Source organism: Naasia aerilata (assembly GCF_030296595.1).
GTDB classification, from domain to species: Bacteria; Actinomycetota; Actinomycetes; order Actinomycetales; family Microbacteriaceae; genus Naasia; species Naasia aerilata.
Genome location: NZ_AP027731.1, coordinates 1838410 through 1856056 on the forward strand (window position 1 = coordinate 1838410; position 17647 = coordinate 1856056).

Annotated in this window: 15 protein-coding genes; 13 read left to right on the top strand and 2 right to left on the bottom strand. The window is 71.6% G+C overall.

The window, feature by feature from the left end; all coding sequences use genetic code 11:
- The first annotated feature begins 43 nt into the window (after positions 1–43).
- From QUE51_RS09690 to QUE51_RS09705, 4 genes are all read left to right on the top strand, one after another.
- The gene (locus tag QUE51_RS09690; RefSeq protein ID WP_286276197.1) at positions 44–1198 is read left to right on the top strand and encodes an SLC13 family permease; all 1155 of its coding nucleotides are present in this window, start codon (positions 44–46) and stop codon (positions 1196–1198) included.
- Positions 1199–1266: 68 nt separating this feature from the next.
- The gene (locus QUE51_RS09695) at positions 1267–1842 is read left to right on the top strand and encodes a TetR/AcrR family transcriptional regulator (protein WP_286276198.1); all 576 of its coding nucleotides are present in this window, start codon (positions 1267–1269) and stop codon (positions 1840–1842) included.
- Between the two features lie 56 nt (positions 1843–1898).
- On the top strand, positions 1899–4754 hold the full coding sequence (locus tag QUE51_RS09700) for an MMPL family transporter (protein WP_286276199.1): 2856 nt from the start codon (positions 1899–1901) through the stop codon (positions 4752–4754).
- On the top strand, positions 4751–6637 hold the full coding sequence (locus QUE51_RS09705; protein ID WP_286276200.1) for a YhgE/Pip domain-containing protein: 1887 nt from the start codon (positions 4751–4753) through the stop codon (positions 6635–6637). Before QUE51_RS09700 ends, QUE51_RS09705 begins: the two co-directional genes overlap by 4 nt.
- 101 nt (positions 6638–6738) lie before the next feature.
- Here the strand turns inward: QUE51_RS09705 and QUE51_RS09710 are convergent, their stop codons facing one another.
- The gene (locus tag QUE51_RS09710; RefSeq protein WP_286276201.1) at positions 6739–7551 is read right to left on the bottom strand and encodes a sugar phosphate isomerase/epimerase family protein; all 813 of its coding nucleotides are present in this window, start codon (positions 7549–7551) and stop codon (positions 6739–6741) included.
- A 43-nt stretch (positions 7552–7594) separates the two neighbouring features.
- Between QUE51_RS09710 and QUE51_RS09715 the strand changes: the two genes are divergently transcribed.
- The 3 genes from QUE51_RS09715 to otsB are packed head-to-tail and all read left to right on the top strand — an operon-like array spanning position 7595 to position 10727.
- Positions 7595–8365, top strand: a complete 771-nt coding sequence (locus QUE51_RS09715) for a fructosamine kinase family protein (protein WP_286276202.1) — start codon at positions 7595–7597, stop codon at positions 8363–8365.
- Between the two features lie 59 nt (positions 8366–8424).
- Positions 8425–9897: an alpha,alpha-trehalose-phosphate synthase (UDP-forming) gene (gene otsA / locus QUE51_RS09720; RefSeq protein ID WP_286279340.1), complete on the top strand. Its 1473-nt coding sequence runs from the start codon at positions 8425–8427 to the stop codon at positions 9895–9897.
- Positions 9894–10727, top strand: a complete 834-nt coding sequence (gene otsB / locus QUE51_RS09725; protein WP_286276203.1) for a trehalose-phosphatase — start codon at positions 9894–9896, stop codon at positions 10725–10727. Before otsA ends, otsB begins: the two co-directional genes overlap by 4 nt.
- A 79-nt stretch (positions 10728–10806) precedes the next feature.
- On the opposite strand, the gene QUE51_RS09730 is transcribed toward otsB, so the two are convergent.
- Complete coding sequence (locus QUE51_RS09730) at positions 10807–11205, bottom strand: DoxX family protein (protein ID WP_286276204.1); 399 nt, start codon at positions 11203–11205, stop codon at positions 10807–10809.
- A 141-nt stretch (positions 11206–11346) separates the two neighbouring features.
- Here QUE51_RS09730 and ilvD point away from each other — a divergent pair, with 141 nt between their 5' ends.
- From ilvD to QUE51_RS09760, 6 genes are all read left to right on the top strand, one after another.
- The gene (ilvD, locus tag QUE51_RS09735) at positions 11347–13056 is read left to right on the top strand and encodes a dihydroxy-acid dehydratase (RefSeq protein ID WP_286276205.1); all 1710 of its coding nucleotides are present in this window, start codon (positions 11347–11349) and stop codon (positions 13054–13056) included.
- Positions 13057–13100: 44 nt separating this feature from the next.
- Entirely contained in the window at positions 13101–14978 is a 1878-nt protein-coding gene (locus tag QUE51_RS09740; RefSeq protein ID WP_286276206.1) for an acetolactate synthase large subunit, read from the top strand.
- Positions 14975–15487, top strand: coding sequence for an acetolactate synthase small subunit (gene ilvN / locus QUE51_RS09745; RefSeq protein WP_286276207.1), 513 nt, complete (start codon positions 14975–14977; stop codon positions 15485–15487). The genes QUE51_RS09740 and ilvN overlap by 4 nt, the downstream gene beginning before the upstream one ends.
- Before the next feature lie 61 nt (positions 15488–15548).
- On the top strand, positions 15549–16574 hold the full coding sequence (ilvC, locus tag QUE51_RS09750) for a ketol-acid reductoisomerase (RefSeq protein ID WP_286276208.1): 1026 nt from the start codon (positions 15549–15551) through the stop codon (positions 16572–16574).
- A 365-nt stretch (positions 16575–16939) separates the two neighbouring features.
- Positions 16940–17251 carry a hypothetical protein gene (locus tag QUE51_RS09755; RefSeq protein WP_286276209.1) on the top strand — a complete coding sequence of 104 codons (312 nt, stop codon included), beginning with the start codon at positions 16940–16942 and terminating at the stop codon, positions 17249–17251.
- The gene (locus tag QUE51_RS09760; RefSeq protein WP_286276210.1) at positions 17248–17604 is read left to right on the top strand and encodes a hypothetical protein; all 357 of its coding nucleotides are present in this window, start codon (positions 17248–17250) and stop codon (positions 17602–17604) included. Before QUE51_RS09755 ends, QUE51_RS09760 begins: the two co-directional genes overlap by 4 nt.
- The last annotated feature ends 43 nt before the right edge of the window (positions 17605–17647 follow it).

Here is a 17647-nt window from a genome sequence, read left to right on the forward strand (position 1 = left end):
CCTCGGATCACGGTACCCCCGCAGGATCCCCTATCGTCAGGCCGTGAGAACAGCGGTGGTGGGGGCGGTCCTCCTCGTGCTAGGGGCCGTCGCCGCGATCGTCCTCGGCCTTCCTGCGGAGGGCCTGGGCGTGCTCGCCGACCGCGTCTGGCCCGTGCTCCTGTTCGTGGTCGCCATCACGGTGGTGGCCGAGCTCGCGGACGCGGCGGGGATCTTCCGCGTCCTCGCCGGCCAGGCCGCCCGGCTCGGCCGCGGCCGGGCGCTCATCCTCTGGCTCCTCGTCGCGGCGCTGGCGACGGCCGGGTCCGTCCTGCTGTCGCTCGACACGGCGGCGGTGCTGCTCACCCCGGTGGTGGTGATCCTCGCCCGCTCGGTGGGGCTGTCGCCGATCCCGTTCGCGCTCACCACGGTCTGGCTCGCGAACACCGCGTCGCTGCTGCTCCCGGTGTCGAACCTCACCAACCTCCTCGCCGCGGGACTCCTCCCGGGGAACGGCTCCCTCGCGTTCGCGAGCCGCACCGCGCTGCCGTGGGCCGTGTGCGTGGCCGTGCCCCTCCTCGTCCTGCTGGTCGTGTACCGGCGGCAGCTGACCCAGCGCTACGAGCCCGCATATGCGCCGCCTCCGGAGGACCGCACCCTGTTCCGGATCGCCGCGGTCGTGCTCGCGGTGCTGATCCCGCTGCTGGTCTCCGGCATCCCGGTGTGGATCCCCGCACTCGCCGCCGCCGTCGTCCTCACCCTCGTGTTCGCCGTCCGGCGGCGAGACGTGCTGCGCCCCGGCCTCGTGCCGTGGGCGCTGCTGCTGTTCGCCTCCGGACTGTTCCTCGTCGTCGAGGTCGCGCACGAGCGAGGCCTGACGCCGATCGTGCGCGCCGTCGCGGGGACGGGCGAGGATCCGCTCGCCCTCCTCCGGCTGAGCGCGACAGGTGCGCTGGGCGCCAATCTCCTCGACAACCTCCCCGCCTACCTCGCGATCGAGCCGGCCGCCGAGTCGGGACGGCGGCTGGTCGCCCTCCTCATCGGCGTGAACGCCGGCCCGCTCATCACGCCGTGGGCCTCGCTCGCCACCCTGCTCTGGCACTCCCGGCTGACCTCGCTGGGCGTCAGCGTGTCCTGGCCCCGGTACGCCGCCCTGGGACTCGTCGTGGTCCCGCTCACGGTCGTGGCCGCGACGCTGGTGTCCGCACTGGTGCCCTGAGGTCACGATTCGGCCGCAAGGGCCTTCGTCCCTGCCTGCCTGACCGATCGGACAGTTAGGCTTCCCGGGTGACCACCCCGTCCTCGGCGCTCGCCCTGCAGCGCATCGCGCTCCAGCAGTTCGCGACCCTCGGCTTCGCGGGCGCATCGATCGGCTCGATCGCCCAGGCGGCGGGGCTGGCGAAGTCGAGCGTGCTCTACCACTACGCCTCGAAGGAGGCGCTGCTGACGGCGGCAGTGCAGCCGGCCGTCGACGCGCTCGCGGCCGTGGTCGCCGGATACCCCGAGGGCGCGGGGGAGGAGGAGCGCGAGCGCTTCGTCGAGCGGTTCATCGACTTCCTCCTCGAGCACCGCCTCGCGGTCCACCTCTTCATCAACCAGGGTCAGTCCCTCTCCGGCATCCCCGTGCTCGGACGGGCCAACGCGCTCGTCCAGCGCTTCGGCGAGCTCGTGGCCGAGCGCATCCCGAGCACGGCCGACCGCATCCGCTTCGGCGTCGCGCTGGGCGGCGCCGCCTACACGCTCGTCGCCGCCGCCAACTGGTCGGCGGGCGAGGTGCCCGAGACCGCCGAGATCCGCGCGGCGCTGCTCGACGCGGTGTCCTCCCTGCTCGGCCAGCCGGCGCGCGCTTCCGCCGCTCCCTGATCCGCATCCGCCCGGGCACCCGAACCCGGCTCCTTCTTCCCGACAGAAAGCACCCGATGGCCACCCTCCTCTACCGACTCGGACGCTGGGCGTACTCGCGCCCCTGGCGCGTCGTCGTCGCCTGGCTCGTCCTCGTCGCAGCCGTCGCCGCCGCGGCGCTCACCCTGGGCGGCAAGACCCAGGAGTCCTACGCCATCCCGGGCACCGAGTCGCAGCGTGCGATCGACAAGCTCGACGCCGTGTTCCCGCAGACGGCGGGCGCGAGCGTGCAGGTCGTCGCGCAGGCGCCCGAGGGAGCGAGCGTCGAGGACGACCGGTACCGGTCCGTGATCGAGACGATGTCCGGCGAGCTGGAGTCGGTCGACGGCGTCGAGGCCGTCTCGTCGCCCTACTCCGACTACGCCGTCGACGCCATCTCCGACGACGGCCGGGTCGCCATCATCCAGGTCACCCTGTCGGCGAACTCCGAGGACGTGAGCCAGAGGACGCTGGACGACGTCCTGGCCACCGCGGAGCCCGCTCGGGATGCCGGCATGACGGTCGAGTTCGGCGGCCAGGTGTTCCAGGACACGAGCTTCGGCATCACCATCACCGAGGCGTTCGGCGTGCTCTTCGCGGCCGTCGTGCTCATCATCGCGTTCGGCTCCCTGCTCGCGGCGGGATTCCCGCTGCTCGGCGCGCTGCTCGGCGTCGGCCTCTCCATCGGCGCCATCACGGCGCTCGCCTCCGTCGTCACCGTCGGCAGCAGCGCGCCTGCTCGCGCTCATGATCGGCCTCGCGGTGGGCATCGACTACTCCTCTTCATCGTGTCCCGGCACCGCAACCAGCTGGCCACCGGCATGGACCCGCGGGAGTCGGCCGCCTCCGCGATCGCCACGGCGGGCAGCGCCGTCGTGTTCGCGGGGCTCACGGTGATCATCGCCCTCCTCGGCCTCCTCGTCGTCGGCATCCCGTTCCTCTCGGTCATGGGGGTCGCCGCGGCCGGCGCCGTGCTCGTGTCGGTCCTCGTCGCGGTCACGCTCGTCCCGGCGCTGCTCGGCCTGGCGGGACGGCGGCTCGCGCCGAAGGAGGGGTCGCGCGCGGCTCGCCGGGCGCTCGCCGCCTCGTCCGACTCCCCGGACGCGAAGCCGTCGTTCGGCACGCGCTGGGTGCGGCTGGTCCTCAAGGCTCCGATCGTCGCAGTGATCCTCGTGGTCGGCCTGCTCGGCGCCCTGCTGATCCCCGCCCTCCAGCTGCAGCTGAGCCTGCCGGACAACGGATCTCAGCCGAAGGCCTCCACTCAGCGCCAGGCGTACGACCTGGTCGCGGACGCGTTCGGCCCCGGCCGCAACGGACCGCTCATCGTGCTCGTCGACATCACGCAGACGACCGACGTGCTCGACGACCTGGAGAGCATCCGGCAGCGTCTGCAGGACCTCGACGACGTGAGCGCCGTGGGTCCCGGCACCCCGAACCCGTCGGTGGACACCGCGATCCTCCAGGTGATCCCGAAGAGCGCGCCCGACTCGCCCACCACGACAGCGCTCGTGCAGAAGATCCGCAGTCTCGCCCCGTCCATCGAGGACGAGTTCGGCACGCCCATCGCGGTCACCGGCACGACCGCCGTGATGATCGACATCTCGTCGACGCTCGGTCGCGCGCTGATCCCGTTCGCCGCCATCGTCGTGGGGCTGTCGATCCTGCTTCTCATGATGGTGTTCCGGTCGCTGTTCGTGCCGATCAAGGCCGCCCTCGGGTTCCTGCTCTCGGTCATCGGCTCGTTCGGCGTCGTCGTCGCGGTGTTCCAGCTCGGCATCGGCGCGGACCTCATCGGCGCGGAGCCCGGACCGATCCTCAGCTTCCTGCCGATCCTCCTCATCGCGGTGCTCTTCGGCCTCGCCATGGACTACGAGGTGTTCCTCGTCAGCGGAATGCGCGAGGCCTACGTGCACACGGGCGATGCCCGGCGCTCCATCGAGCTGGGGTTCTCGCACGCGGCGCGCGTCGTGACCGCGGCGGCCCTCATCATGTTCTTCGTCTTCTTCGCGTTCGTTCCCGAGGGGGCGGGCGTCATCAAGCCCATCGCCCTCGCGCTCGCCGCCGGTGTGGCGTTCGACGCGTTCCTCGTCCGCATGACGCTGGTGCCCGCGGCGATGGCGCTCGCCGGGCGGGCAGCGTGGTACTTCCCGCGATGGCTCGCGAAGGCGCTGCCGAACGTCGACATCGAGGGCGAGAGCCTCGGCGAGCACCGGTCCGGGCTCGAGTGGGCGCGCGGTCATGACGGCGCCGCGGTCACCGCGGACCGGCTCGAGACGCCGGCCTCCACCGTCCCCCTGAGCGTCGAGGTCCCGGTCGGCGGCACCGCCGTGCTCGTCGGGCCGGTCGGCGAGCGGAGGGCCATGCTCGCGACGCTCTCCGGGAGGCTCCCCGCCGCGGGCGGACGCGCTCAGGTCCTCGGCCTTCCGCTGCCGAGCGACGCGACCGCGGTCGCACGGCGCATCGCGCTCGTCGACGCGTCCCCCGAGGGCGGCTCTCCCGTCGGCGACCTGCTCGGCGAGCGGCTCGCCCTCTCGCGGCCGCCGTTCGGCAGCCGGCGCAAGTCGGCCGCAGTCATCCTCGACCGGATCGGCTCCGCCCTCGAGGCCGAGGGACTGCCCCGCGTCGGAGAGAGCGACCGGATGACGGGCCTGCTGCCCGAGCAGCGCATCGCCGTCGCCCTCGGACTCGGCATGGCCTCAGGCGTGGAGGCCGCCGCGCTCGACCTGGGGGAGCTCGAAGGCCGCCACCTCGAGCGCGCCCTCCGCGTCGCCGACGCCGTCGTCCTCCCCTCGATGTCCCTCCTCCTCGGCGCCCCGGCCGAGCCGCACCCCGAAACCCGATCCGGCCGCCCCCTCGTCGTGGCCTCCCTCAGCCGAAAGGCCGTCCTCTCGTGACCACCCCCACCTCCCGACGGCGACTCCGCATCGCGGCCATCGTCGCGCTGCTCCTCGTCCCGCTCGCCGTCGTCGGGCTGTTCGCCGGCGCGCTGTCCAGCATCGGCAGCGACGACGGCCGCATCCCGGCCGCCATCGTCAACGAGGACCAGCTCGTCCAGCAGACCGCCGAGGACGGGACGGAGACGCCGGTCCTCGCCGGCCGGCTCCTCGTCACCGAGCTCACGGGGAAGGACTCGTCCGCGGGTGCGGCCGGAGCCTTCGACTGGAGCATCTCCGGCAAGGACGAGGCGGCCGACGCCCTCGCGCGCGGCGACGTGTACGCCGTCCTCACCATCCCGAAGAGCTTCTCCTCCTCGATCGTGTCCCTGTCCTCAGCCGACCCCAAGCGCGGCACCATCGCGATCACGACCGACGACGCGCACGGCTACCTGACCGGCGTGCTCACCGACGCGGTCGGCGACGGCCTCGCCGCGGTCTTCGGCAACACCATCTCGGAGAAGTTCATCGCGGGCCTCGTCGGCGGCACAGGGCAGTTCAAGGACTCGCTCGACCAGGCCGCGAGCGGCGCGGCGCAGCTGCAGTCCGGAGCCTCCGGCCTCGCCTCGGCGCTCGGTCAGCTGCGGGACGGCGCATCCGCCACCCAGCAGGGCGCGGCGCAGCTCGCGGGCGGCATCGGTCAGTACACCGGCGGGGTCTCGTCCCTGAGCTCGAACCTGGGCAGGCTGAGCGACAGCACCGAGGGGCTGCAGGAGCTCCCGCAGGGCGTGAGCGACTACACCTCGGGCGTCTCCGGCCTGTCCCAGGCGCTCGCCGGAACCCTCGCCGGGGCGCCGCCGACCACCGACCCTGTCTTCCTCGCGCAGTTGCAGGCCATCTCCGACCAGCTCGGGCAGGTCTCCGGCGCGGGCCCCGCGCTCGTCACCGGCGCCCGGGGCGCCGCGTCGGCGCAGACCGGCATCTCCCAGCTCGCGACCGGCGCGGCCCGCCTGGACAGCGGGTCCGGCGCGCTCAGCGGCGCGACCGGCTCCCTCAGCCAGGGCCTGAGCCAGCTGGTCACCGGGCTGGACGCGTCCGCGAGCGGCGCGCAGGGTCTCGCCGGCGGCGCCGGCGACCTCGCCTCCGGCCTCACCGACGGGTCCGCCCAGGTGCCGACCTACACCGCCGAGCAGACGGAGCACATCGCGGATGTCGCCGCCTCCCCGGTCGGCCTCACGACCGAGCGCCGCCACGAGGTCAGCGACGTGCAGAGCATGGCGTCGACCCTCCTCGTGCCCGTCGGCCTGTGGATCGGCGCATTCGCGGTGTTCCTCGCGCTCGGTCTGTTCACGCGGCGCATCCTCGCCTCGACCGCCTCCAGCTTCCGCATCACGCGGTACGCGCTCACGCGGGCGGGTGCTCTGGTGCTCGCTCAGGCGGTGCTGCTCGTCGTGCTGCTGCACGGCCTCCTCGGCGTGCCGTGGACCGCGCTGCCGGCCACCCTGCCGTTCGCGCTCCTCGTCGCCGTGACGGTCACCTGCATCCACGCCCTCCTGACCGCGGCCTTCGGCCGGTGGGGACTCATCGTGTCGCTCGTGCTGCTCGCCCTGCAGCTCGCGTCGACCGGCGGGCTCTACCCGATCGAGGTCGTCCCGACCCCGTTCCAGGCGATCAGCCCCCTGCTGCCCGTGACGCAGGCGGTCGACGGGATGCAGTCCATCCTCACCGGCCTCGGCCCGGCACCGGTGATCGCGGCGGCGCTGCAGCTCGCGGCCTGGGCCGCGGTCACCGCCGCGCTGACCGTGTTCGCGGTGTCCCGCAAGCGCTCGGCCCGCTACCTGGGCTTCGCCCCGGCCCCGGTCCCGGCGAAGGCGGCCCACCAGCACGCGCACCTCGCGGCCTGAGCTCGTCCTTCTTCAGTCGAGGTGGCAGTAGTTGCTGCCACCTCGGCCGGGAAAGGACAACAGGTGCCACCTCGCGCGGCCGAAGTGCGCCGCGTCCGGGGTCAGCGCGCGGCGCGCCCTGTCGCGACTGCGGTGTGGGCGCGGGCGAACTCGAGGGTCGACCGCAGGAGCTTGACGCGCTCGTCCTCGTCCTTCAAGCGCCGCGTGTTGACCTCGGCCACGATCTGCCCGTCCCAGCCGGCACCGGCGAGCCAGGCCAGCGTCTCCGCGATCGGCTGGCTGCCCTCGCCCGGCGCCAGGTGCTCGTCGAACGCCGTCCCGTTCTCGTCGAGGAGCGGGCCGTCGCAGAGGTGGATGTGCCGGAGGCGCGGACCCAGCTCGGTCGCCATCTCCAGCCCGTCTCGACCCGAGAGCGCCGCGTGCGAGAAGTCGAGCGTCACCGCATCGCAGTCGAGGTCCACCGGATCCCAGCCGGGGGAGTAGGCGGGAACGGTCCGGCCGCGGACCGTCCACGGGAACATGTTCTCCACTGCGACCGTGACGTCGAAGGCGGACGCCGTGGCCCGCACATGGTCGGCGAACTCCTCGGCATAGCGGGACTGCCAGCGGAACGGCGGATGGACGACGACGGTGGATGCGCCGACCTCGCGGGCCAGCTCCGCCGAGCGGGTGAGCTTGTCCCGGGGATCACGACCCCACACGAACGGCGTGAGCAGCAGCACGGGCGCATGCACCGAGAGGATCGGAAGCTCGAAGCGGTCCGACAGGCGTGTGAGGGCGCGGGCGTCCCGAGTCCCCGGGTCCCGGGTCGCCATGACCTCGACCCCGTCGAAGCCGGCGCGGCGGGCGACCGAGAACGCGCGCTCCGTGCTCCACGGGTAGACGCACGAGGTGCTCATGCCGATCCGGATCATCCCGTCGACCCTACGTGGCTGTCCGCGGACGTACCCTCGAAGGGTGGACGGCTCCAACGAAACGTTCAGCAAAGCTTCACCCGGCCGAGCGCTGGCGGAAGCCGCCGGGCTCGAGTGGCTCCGCGCCGCGGAGGCGCAGGGCGGGGCGCGGGTCGTCCGCGTCCTCGGTGTCACCGCGGACGAGATCGAGCTGGAGCAGCTGGTGCCAGCACGCCCGACGCCGGATCTCGCCTTCGAGTTCGGTGCCGCCCTCGCCGCGACGCACGGCGCCGGAGCGGACGCGTTCGGTGCCGCCCCACCCGGCTGGAGCGGCCCGTACTACCTCGGCCGGCAGGAGCTCCCCGTCTCCTCGGAGCCGCGGACCTGGGGTGTCTTCTACGCCACGGACCGCGTGCTGCCCTACTTAGAGCGCGCAGAGCAGCGCGGCCACGTGGGGCCCGCTCAGGCTCGTCTGGTCCGCGACGCGTGCGTGCGCATCGAGGCCGGCGAGTTCGACGACGACGCCGTGCCCTCCCGGCTGCACGGGGACCTGTGGAACGGCAACGTCGTATGGACGGAGGACGAGGCGGTCCTGATCGACCCGGCGGCTCACGGCGGGCACGCCGAGACCGACCTCGCCATGCTCGACCTGTTCGGCTGCCCCTACCTCGAGGACATCCTTGCCGGGTACGAATCCGCCAGCCCGCTCCGGGAAGGCTTGCGCGAGCGGCTCCCGCTGCACCAGCTGCATCCGCTGGCCGTGCACGCGGCCTCGCACGGGGCCTCCTACGCCGGTCCGCTCGAGTCGGCCGCGCGCGCGGTCCTCGACCTCTGACCGATCCCCGAGGGAGCCCTCGGTACACTCGACGGGCAGACGCGGACGGACGGGACCTCATCATCAGCGAATCGCGGACCTTCTCATTCGTCGTCGTCTCCAACCGGCTCCCGGTCGACCGGGTGGAGGGCAAGGACGGCGGCAGCTGGCAGCGCTCACCCGGCGGGCTGGTCACCGCACTCGAGCCGCTGATGAGCGTCAACGACGGCGCGTGGGTGGGCTGGCCCGGAATCGCGGACCGCGAGTTCGAGCCGTTCGAGAACGAGGGCGCCTGGCTCGTGCCGGTGTCCCTGTCCGAGCAGGACGTCGCCGACTACTACGAGGGGTTCTCGAACGACACCCTCTGGCCGCTCTACCACGACGTCATCGCCCAGCCCAGCTACCACCGGGAGTGGTGGGAGTCGTACGTGGAGGTGAACCGGCGCTTCGCGGAGGCGGCGGCGTCGGTGGCCGAGGACCTCGGCACCGTGTGGGTGCAGGACTACCAGCTGCAGCTGGTGCCCGCGATGCTCCGCGAGCTGCGGCCCGACCTCACCATCGGCTTCTTCAACCACATCCCGTTCCCGGCATACGGCATCTACTCCCAACTGCCGTGGCGGCGCCAGATCGTGCAGGGACTACTCGGCGCCGACGTCATCGGCTTCCAGCGCAACGCGGATGCGGGCAACTTCGCGCGCGCCGTCCGGCGGCTGTTCGGCTACTCGGCGAAGGGATCGGTGGTCGAGGTGCCGGCGACGGACACCGACGGGCGCCCCATCGTGCGCACCGTCATCGCCCGGCACTTCCCCATCTCCATCGATGCGTCCGCGTACGAGCGGCTGGCCGCGGATCCTGCGGTTCAGGAGCGGGCGCGGGAGATCCGCCGCGAGCTCGGCAACCCGAAGACGGTCATGCTCGGCGTCGATCGGCTCGACTACACGAAGGGCATCGGCCACCGGATCAAGGCGTTCGGCGAGCTCCTCGAGGAGGGGCGCCTGACCGCCGAGGACGCCATCCTCATCCAGGTCGCGAGCCCGAGCCGGGAGCGGGTCGAGACGTACCGCGCGCTGCGCGACGAGATCGAGCTCGCCGTGGGCCGCATCAACGGGGACTACGGCTCCATCGGTCACGCCGCGATCAGCTACCTGCACCACAGCTATCCGAGGCCCGAGATGGTCGCGCTGTTCCTCGCCGCCGACGTCATGCTCGTGACCGCGTTGCGCGACGGCATGAACCTCGTCGCGAAGGAGTACGTCGCCAGCCGGGTGGACGACGACGGCGTCCTCATCCTCAGCGAGTTCGCGGGCGCCGCCGACGAGCTGAAGAGCGCCCTGCTCATCAACCCGCACGACATCGACGGGATGAAGGACGCGATCCTCATCGCGATGGCGATGCCGAAGCGGGAGAGGACGGCGCGCATGCGGGCTCTTCGCCGCCGGGTGCTCGAGCACGACGTCGAGCGCTGGTCGTCCTCCTTCCTGAGTGTGCTCGCGCGCACCCGGCCTGCGGGCGCTCCGGCCCTTGAGACCCTGGACGAGGCGCACGCCGAATGAGCAGCGTCGATTCGCGGGTCGGCTCCTCGGGCTCGGGAGTGCCCCGCGACCTGCGGGACGCGCTCGCCCAGATCGCGCGCACCGAGCGGCTGCTGGTCGCCCTCGACTTCGACGGCACCCTCGCGCCGGTCGTCGACGATCCCGGGAAGGCCCGGGCGCTGCCCGAGTCCCGCGCTGCCGCCGAGCGACTCCTCGAGGTCCGTGGCACGCGCGTCGCCCTCGTCTCCGGCCGCTCCATCGACAGCCTCGAGGAGGTCGCCGGGATGAGCGACGAGACCCTCCTCGTGGGCTCGCACGGCGTCGAGCTGCGGCTCGACAGCCCGGACGACGTCTTCACGCTGGACGAGGACGAGCAGGACCGGCTCGGCCTCCTCGGCTCCGTGCTCGACCAGGTCGCCGACAACGTCGACGAGGTGTGGGTGGAGGCGAAGCCGGCCGGATTCGCGCTGCACACGCGCCTCGCGACGGAGAAGAGCAGCCGGATCGCGCACCTGGTGGCGCTGTCGGAGGCGCGAGCGGAGGTCAACGACCTCACCGTCCGCCGCGGCAAGGACGTGCTCGAGTTCTCCGTCCGGTCGACCACAAAGGGCGAGGCGGTGGAGCACCTGCGGCGCTACACCTCGTCCACCGCCGTCTTCTACGCGGGCGACGACGTGACCGACGAGGACGCCTTCGAGGCGCTCGGCTCGGGCGACCTCGGCGTCAAGATCGGCTCGGGAACGACGGTCGCCGACCATCGGGTCGAGGGGCCGGAGGACTTCGCCCACGTCCTCACCCTCCTGGCCGACCTCCGCGAGGCGTGGTCCGAGGAGCGCCCCCAGTCCAACTGACCCGTCCCTCTCCGGCCGAGGTGGCAGTAGGTGCTCCTTCCCGCGCGAGGTGGCAGCAACAATCGCCACCTCGCGGGCGTCAGGAGCGCCGGGGGAGGGTCGCCGCGAGCAGCGCGGCCAGTACCACCTGGCCGAGGAGGCGGGGCCAGAAGGGGATCGCGAGGCGGCCGAACGTCTCCGGATGCGCCGCGGCGTAGGCGTTCGCGGGGAACACCGCAGCGAGGAACGCGATGAGGGCGGCCGCCGCAGGTCGGGACACCGGCGGCACCAGGAGGCCCGCGCCGCCCGCGAGCTCGCACACGCCGGTGAGCAGCACGAGGCGATCAGGGGTCCGCGGATCGCGTCCGCGCAGCGCGGGCGGGATCATCCGCCCCATCACCTTCCGCGGCCCGGGACGGAAGTGGGCGACGCCCATGAAGAGGAACACCCCGGCGAGCACGACTCGCAGGCCCCGCTGCACCGCATCCCGTCCGCCCACCCCGCGATCCTGTCACGGCTACCGCGGGTGAAACCGCCATCCCGCCCCTGTTCTAACACCCGCCGGAGGCCGGTTTCTCCCGCGCATCGGGCGGGATCCGAACCGGGCCGGAGGGCCGTCGCGCCGCGGTAATCTCGTTACGTGTCCGAAACAGTGCAGGGCGAGCCCGACATCAAGCCGCGATCCCGGATCGTCACCGACGGAATCGAGGCGATGACCTCACGCGGGATGCTCCGCGCCGTCGGCATGGGCGACGCCGACTGGGACAAGCCGCAGATCGGCATCGCGAGCTCGTGGAACGAGATCACGCCGTGCAACCTCTCGCTCGACCGCCTCGCGCAGGCGGCGAAGGAGGGCGTGCACTCCGGCGGCGGCTACCCGCTGCAGTTCGGCACGATCAGCGTCTCCGACGGCATCTCGATGGGCCACGAGGGGATGCACTTCTCCCTCGTCTCCCGCGAGGTCATCGCCGACAGCGTCGAGACCGTCATGCAGGCCGAGCGCCTCGACGGCACCGTGCTGCTCGCCGGCTGCGACAAGAGCCTCCCCGGCATGCTCATGGCCGCCGCGCGCCTCGACCTCGCCGCCGTCTTCGTCTACGCCGGCTCGATCGCGCCGGGCTGGGTCCGGCTCTCGGACGGCACCGAGAAGAACATCACGATCATCGACTCGTTCGAGGCGGTCGGCGCGGTCAAGGCCGGGACGATGAGCGACGCGGACGCGAAGGCGATCGAGTGCAACTTCGCGCCCGGCGAGGGCGCGTGCGGCGGCATGTACACCGCCAACACCATGGCGTCCGTCGCCGAGGCCCTCGGCATGAGCCTCCCCGGCTCCGCGTCGCCGCCCTCCGCGAACCGCCGCCGCGACTACTACGCCCACCGCAGCGGCGAGGCCGTGGTCGAGATGCTTCGCAAGGGTCTCACCGCGCGGGACATCCTCACCAAGGAGGCGTTCGAGAACGCCATCGCGGTCGGCATGGCGCTCGGCGGCTCCACCAACATCGTGCTGCACCTCCTCGCGATCGCGCACGAGGCCGAGGTCGAACTGAGCCTCGACGACTTCAACCGCATCGGGGCCAAGGTTCCGCACATCGGAGACCTCAAGCCGTTCGGCAAGTACGTGATGAACGACGTGGACCGCCTCGGCGGCCTGCCCGTGCTCATGAAGGCGCTGCTCGAGGCCGGCCTCATGCACGGCGACGCGATGACGGTGACCGGCAAGACGCTCGCCGAGAACCTCGCCGAGATGGACATCGCGCCGCTCGACGGCGAGGTCCTCCGCACGCTCGACAACCCGATCCACGCCACGGGCGGCCTCACCATCCTCAGCGGCACCTTCGCCCCGGAGGGCGCGGTCGTGAAGACGGCCGGATTCGACGCCGAGGTGTTCGAAGGCCCCGCGAAGGTCTTCGAGCGGGAGCGCGCCGCCATGGACGCCCTCACGAACGGCGAGATCCAGGCCGGCGACGTCGTCGTCATCCGCTACGAGGGCCCGAAGGGCGGCCCGGGGATGCGCGAGATGCTCGCCATCACCGCCGCCATCAAGGGCGCAGGACTCGGCAAGGATGTACTACTCTTGACCGACGGCAGATTCTCAGGCGGCACAACCGGCCTGTGCATCGGCCACATAGCACCCGAAGCGGTGGACGCTGGTCCCATCGCCTTCGTGCGCGATGGTGATCTGATACGGGTCGATATCGCCGCTCGCTCGATCGACCTACTGGTCGATGCAGCCGAGCTCGAAGCCAGGGCCGAGAACTGGGCCCCGCTCCCTCCGCGCTATACCCGTGGCGTCCTCGCGAAGTACTCCAAGCTCGTCCGCTCCGCGGCGTACGGAGCCGTCACGGGGTAGTCGCTCCTCCCTTTCGCTCTCCATCGTTCCGCTAAGGATCATCCATGCCTGCGTTCTCCTCACCGACGCCGACCCTGTCCCCAGCCGCCGCACCGAGCGACGCACCCGAGACCCTCACGGGCGCCGAGGCCGTCGTCCGCACCCTCGAGCTGCTCGGGATCACCGATGTCTTCGGCCTGCCAGGCGGCGCGATCCTGCCGGTCTACGACCCGCTGATGGACACCTCGAAGATCCGGCACATCCTCGTTCGGCACGAGCAGGGCGCCGGCCACGCGGCCGAGGGCTACGCGTCCGCGTCCGGCAAGGTGGGCGTCGCGATCGCGACCTCGGGTCCCGGCGCGACGAACCTCGTGACCGCCATTGCGGACGCCCACATGGACTCGGTGCCGATCCTCTGCATCACCGGCCAGGTGTTCTCGACCCTCATGGGCACCGACGCCTTCCAGGAGGCGGACATCGTCGGCATCACCATGCCGATCACGAAGCACAGCTTCCTCGTGAAGGACGCTGCCGAGATCCCCGCGACGATCGCGGCCGCACTGCACATCGCCACCACGGGACGCCCCGGTCCCGTCCTCGTCGACATCACCAAGGACGCGCAGCAGGCGTCCGCGCCCTTCGTCTGGCCGCCCAAGCTCGACCTGCCCGGCTACCGGCCGGTGACGAAGGCGCACGGCAAGCAGATCCAGGCCGCGGCCCAGCTGATCGCCGAGGCGAAGAAGCCGGTCCTCTACGTCGGCGGCGGCATCATCCGCTCGCAGGCGGCGGAGGAGCTCCTCGCACTGGCGGAGGCGACGGGTGCGCCCGTCGTCACCACCCTGATGGCGCGCGGCGCGTTCCCGGACTCGCATGAGCAGCAGCTCGGCATGCCCGGCATGCACGGAACCGTCCCGGCGGTGCTCGCGCTGCAGGAGGCCGACCTGCTCGTCGCGCTCGGCTCGCGGTTCGACGACCGCGTGACCGGCAAGGCGACGCTCTTCGCGCCCAAGGCGAAGGTCGTGCACGTCGACATCGACCCGGCGGAGATCTCCAAGATCCGGGTGGCCGACGTCCCGATCGTGGGCGACCTGAAGGACGTGCTCGTCGACCTCCTGGCGTCCTTCCGCGACGCGACGGGCGGCCGGAAGCCCGACTACAGCGCGTGGTGGAGCTACCTCAACGGGCTCCGCGAGGAGTTCCCGCTCGGCTACGCGGAGACGACCGACGGCCTGCTCTCACCGCAGAAGGTGATCCAGCGGATCGGCGAGCTGACCGGTCCGGAGGCCGTGTACGCGGCCGGCGTGGGCCAGCACCAGATGTGGGCGGCGCAGTTCATCAAGTACGAGCGGCCGAACTCGTGGCTCAACTCGGGCGGCGCGGGCACGATGGGCTACTCGGTCCCGGCCGCGATGGGCGCCAAGGTGTCGCAGCCCGACCGTGTGGTGTGGGCGATCGACGGCGACGGCTGCTTCCAGATGACCAACCAGGAGCTCGCCACCTGCGTCATCAACAACATCCCGATCAAGGTCGCGATCATCAACAACAGCTCGCTCGGCATGGTCCGCCAGTGGCAGACCCTGTTCTACAACGGCCGCTACTCGAACACCGACCTGAACACCGGCCATCAGACGATGCGGGTGCCCGACTTCGTGAAGCTCGCCGAGGCGTACGGCGCCCTCGGCATCCGGGTGGAGCGCGAGGATCAGGTGGACGCCGCCATCCAGCTCGCGCTGGAGACGAACGACCGCCCCGTCGTGATCGACTTCGTCGTGAGCGCCGACGCCATGGTGTGGCCGATGGTGCCGCAGGGGGTCAGCAACAGCTACGTCCAGTACGCCCGCGACCACGCGCCCAGCTGGGACGACGACATGGCCGAGACGGGACGCACCGAGAACGACGCGCTCGCCAAGGAGCTCCGCACCGTGACCGGGGGCAACGAATGAGCCACGTGCTGTCGCTGCTCGTCGAGGACAAGCCGGGTCTGCTGACGCGCGTCGCCGGCCTGTTCGCGCGGCGCGGCTTCAACATCGAGTCCCTCGCCGTGGGACCGACCGAGATCCCCGGCCTGTCCCGGATCACCGTCGTGGTCGACGTCGAGGACCTCCCGCTCGAGCAGGTGACGAAGCAGCTCAACAAGCTGATCAACGTCATCAAGATCGTGGAGCTCGATCAGACCCAGGCCGTGCAGCGGGAGCACCTGCTCATCAAGGTGCGCGCCGACAACACGACCCGGTCGCAGATCCTCGAAGCGGTGAACCTCTTCCGCGCCAAGGTCGTCGACGTTGCCACGGATGCCCTCATCATCGAGGTCACCGGCGACACCGCGAAGACCCAGGCGCTCCTGCGCGTGCTCGAGCCCTTCGGGATCCGGGAGCTCGCCCAGTCCGGGCTGCTCGCCATGGGCCGGGGCGCCAAGAGCATCACCGAGCGCGTGGCCGTGCCGCGAGGCTGACCCACCACCACCCATCAAGCCGTACACAACGAAGCTGCAAGAGAAGGAACAGACGACGACGATGACCGACATCTACTACGACAAGGACGCCGACCTCGCCCTCATCCAGGGCAAGAAGGTCGCCGTCATCGGCTACGGCTCCCAGGGTCACGCCCACGCGCTGAACCTCCGCGACTCCGGCGTCGAGGTCGTCATCGGCCTCCAGGAGGGCTCGAAGAGCCGCAGCAAGGCCGAGGACCAGGGCTTCCGCGTCGAGACGGCCGCCGAGGCCGCCAAGTGGGCCGACGTGATCGTCATCCTCGCGCCCGACCAGGTCCAGCGGCACATCTACGCCGACGACATCGAGCCCAACCTCGCCGAGGGCAAGGCTCTCGTCTTCGGGCACGGCTTCAACATCCGCTTCGGCTACATCAAGGCCCCGGAGAGCGTCGACGTGATCATGGTCGCCCCCAAGGGCCCCGGCCACACGGTGCGCCGCGAGTACGAGGCCGGCCGTGGCGTCCCCGTGATCGTCGCGGTCGAGAACGACGCGAGCGGCAAGGCCTGGGAGCTCGCGCTCTCCTACGCGAAGGGCATCGGTGGCCTCCGCGCCGGCGGCATCAAGACGACGTTCACCGAGGAGACCGAGACCGACCTGTTCGGCGAGCAGGCCGTCCTCTGCGGCGGCGTGACGCAGCTCGTCCAGTACGGCTTCGAGACCCTGACCGAGGCGGGCTACCAGCCGCAGGTCGCGTACTTCGAGGTCCTGCACGAGCTCAAGCTCATCGTCGACCTCATGTGGGAGGGCGGCATCTCCAAGATGCGCTGGAGCATCTCCGACACGGCCGAGTACGGCGACTACGTCTCCGGCCCGCGCGTCATCGACCCGAGCGTCAAGGAGAACATGCAGGCCGTCCTCGGCGACATCCAGAGCGGCGCCTTCGCGAAGCGCTTCATCGACGACCAGGATGCCGGCGCCCCCGAGTTCAAGGAGCTGCGCCAGAAGGCGGAGTCGCACCCGATCGAGGCCACCGGCCGCGAGCTGCGCGCGCTCTTCGCCTGGAAGCAGACCGACGCGGACTACACCGAGGGCACCGCCGCGCGCTGAACCTCACCCCACCGCTGATTGAGGGGCCCGCGAAGCGGGCGTCTCGAAATCGACGACGCTGAAGCGCCGGTTCCCCTTGTGGGCCGGCGCTTTCGCGTTTCACCTCGAAGTAGGGGCCTGATTTCGAGACGCGACCCTGCGGGCCGCTCCTCAATCGGCGGTAGGGAGCCGCGGAACCCGCTCTCCGCTGATTGAGGAGCCCGCGCAGCGGGCGTCTCGAAATCCACGATGCGCAGGGGTTTCTCTCTGACGTCGGGTCCGATTTCGAGACGCGACCCTGCGGGCCGCTCCTCAATCGGCGGTTGGGGCCTCCTCGACCGCATCCGGATACCCGGTCACACGCGCCGGTCGGGGATCATGGACGGGTGGGGGAAAGACGAGGGGCACGCGCGCGCCCCGTCGCGCCGGCGGCACGGGCCGTCCTCGCGAGCTTCGCGGTCGTCTACCTCGCTGAGACGGCCGGCTGGGTCGTGGCCGCGCTGCGCAATCCGTTCGCCCCCGAGGGCCTCCTGCCGGTCCTCCTGTACGGCGTGGGCCAGCTGCTCGCCGTGCTGGCTCCGGTCGCCTGGTTCGCCCTCTGCGTCCGCCTCGCACCGGCGTCGGGTGTCCGGCTCCGCTGGCTGATCGCCGGGCTGATCCTCCTCGCGCCCCTTCCGCTCGTGGTGGGGGTGCCGTGAGCGACGCCGTCGTCGACGACGCGAGGCCGCTTCGGCGCCCGCGCCGGGAGGGTGCGCCCCTGCAGCGCATAGCGGTGGTCGCCGGGTTCGCGCTCCTCTACGGCTGGGACCTGGTGGAGGCGATCGCGAACCTCGTCGCGCTCCTCGCGTTCGCGGCGGCGGCGGGGCATCCGCTCAACTCGTACGCGTGGCTCGTGCTCGGGTCCGCGATCCTCGTGCCTCCTGCCGCCTACGTCTGCGCGCTGCTCATCGGCTGGTCACGGGGGCCCCTGCTGCTCGCCGCCGTTCTCGGCACGGGCTGGGCGGCGACCGCGGCACTCGGGCTCACCTTCGAGGCTCTGCTCCGCGCCTGACCCCCGGCCCGAGCCGTGCCACCAGCCCCTGGGCGCGTGCGGA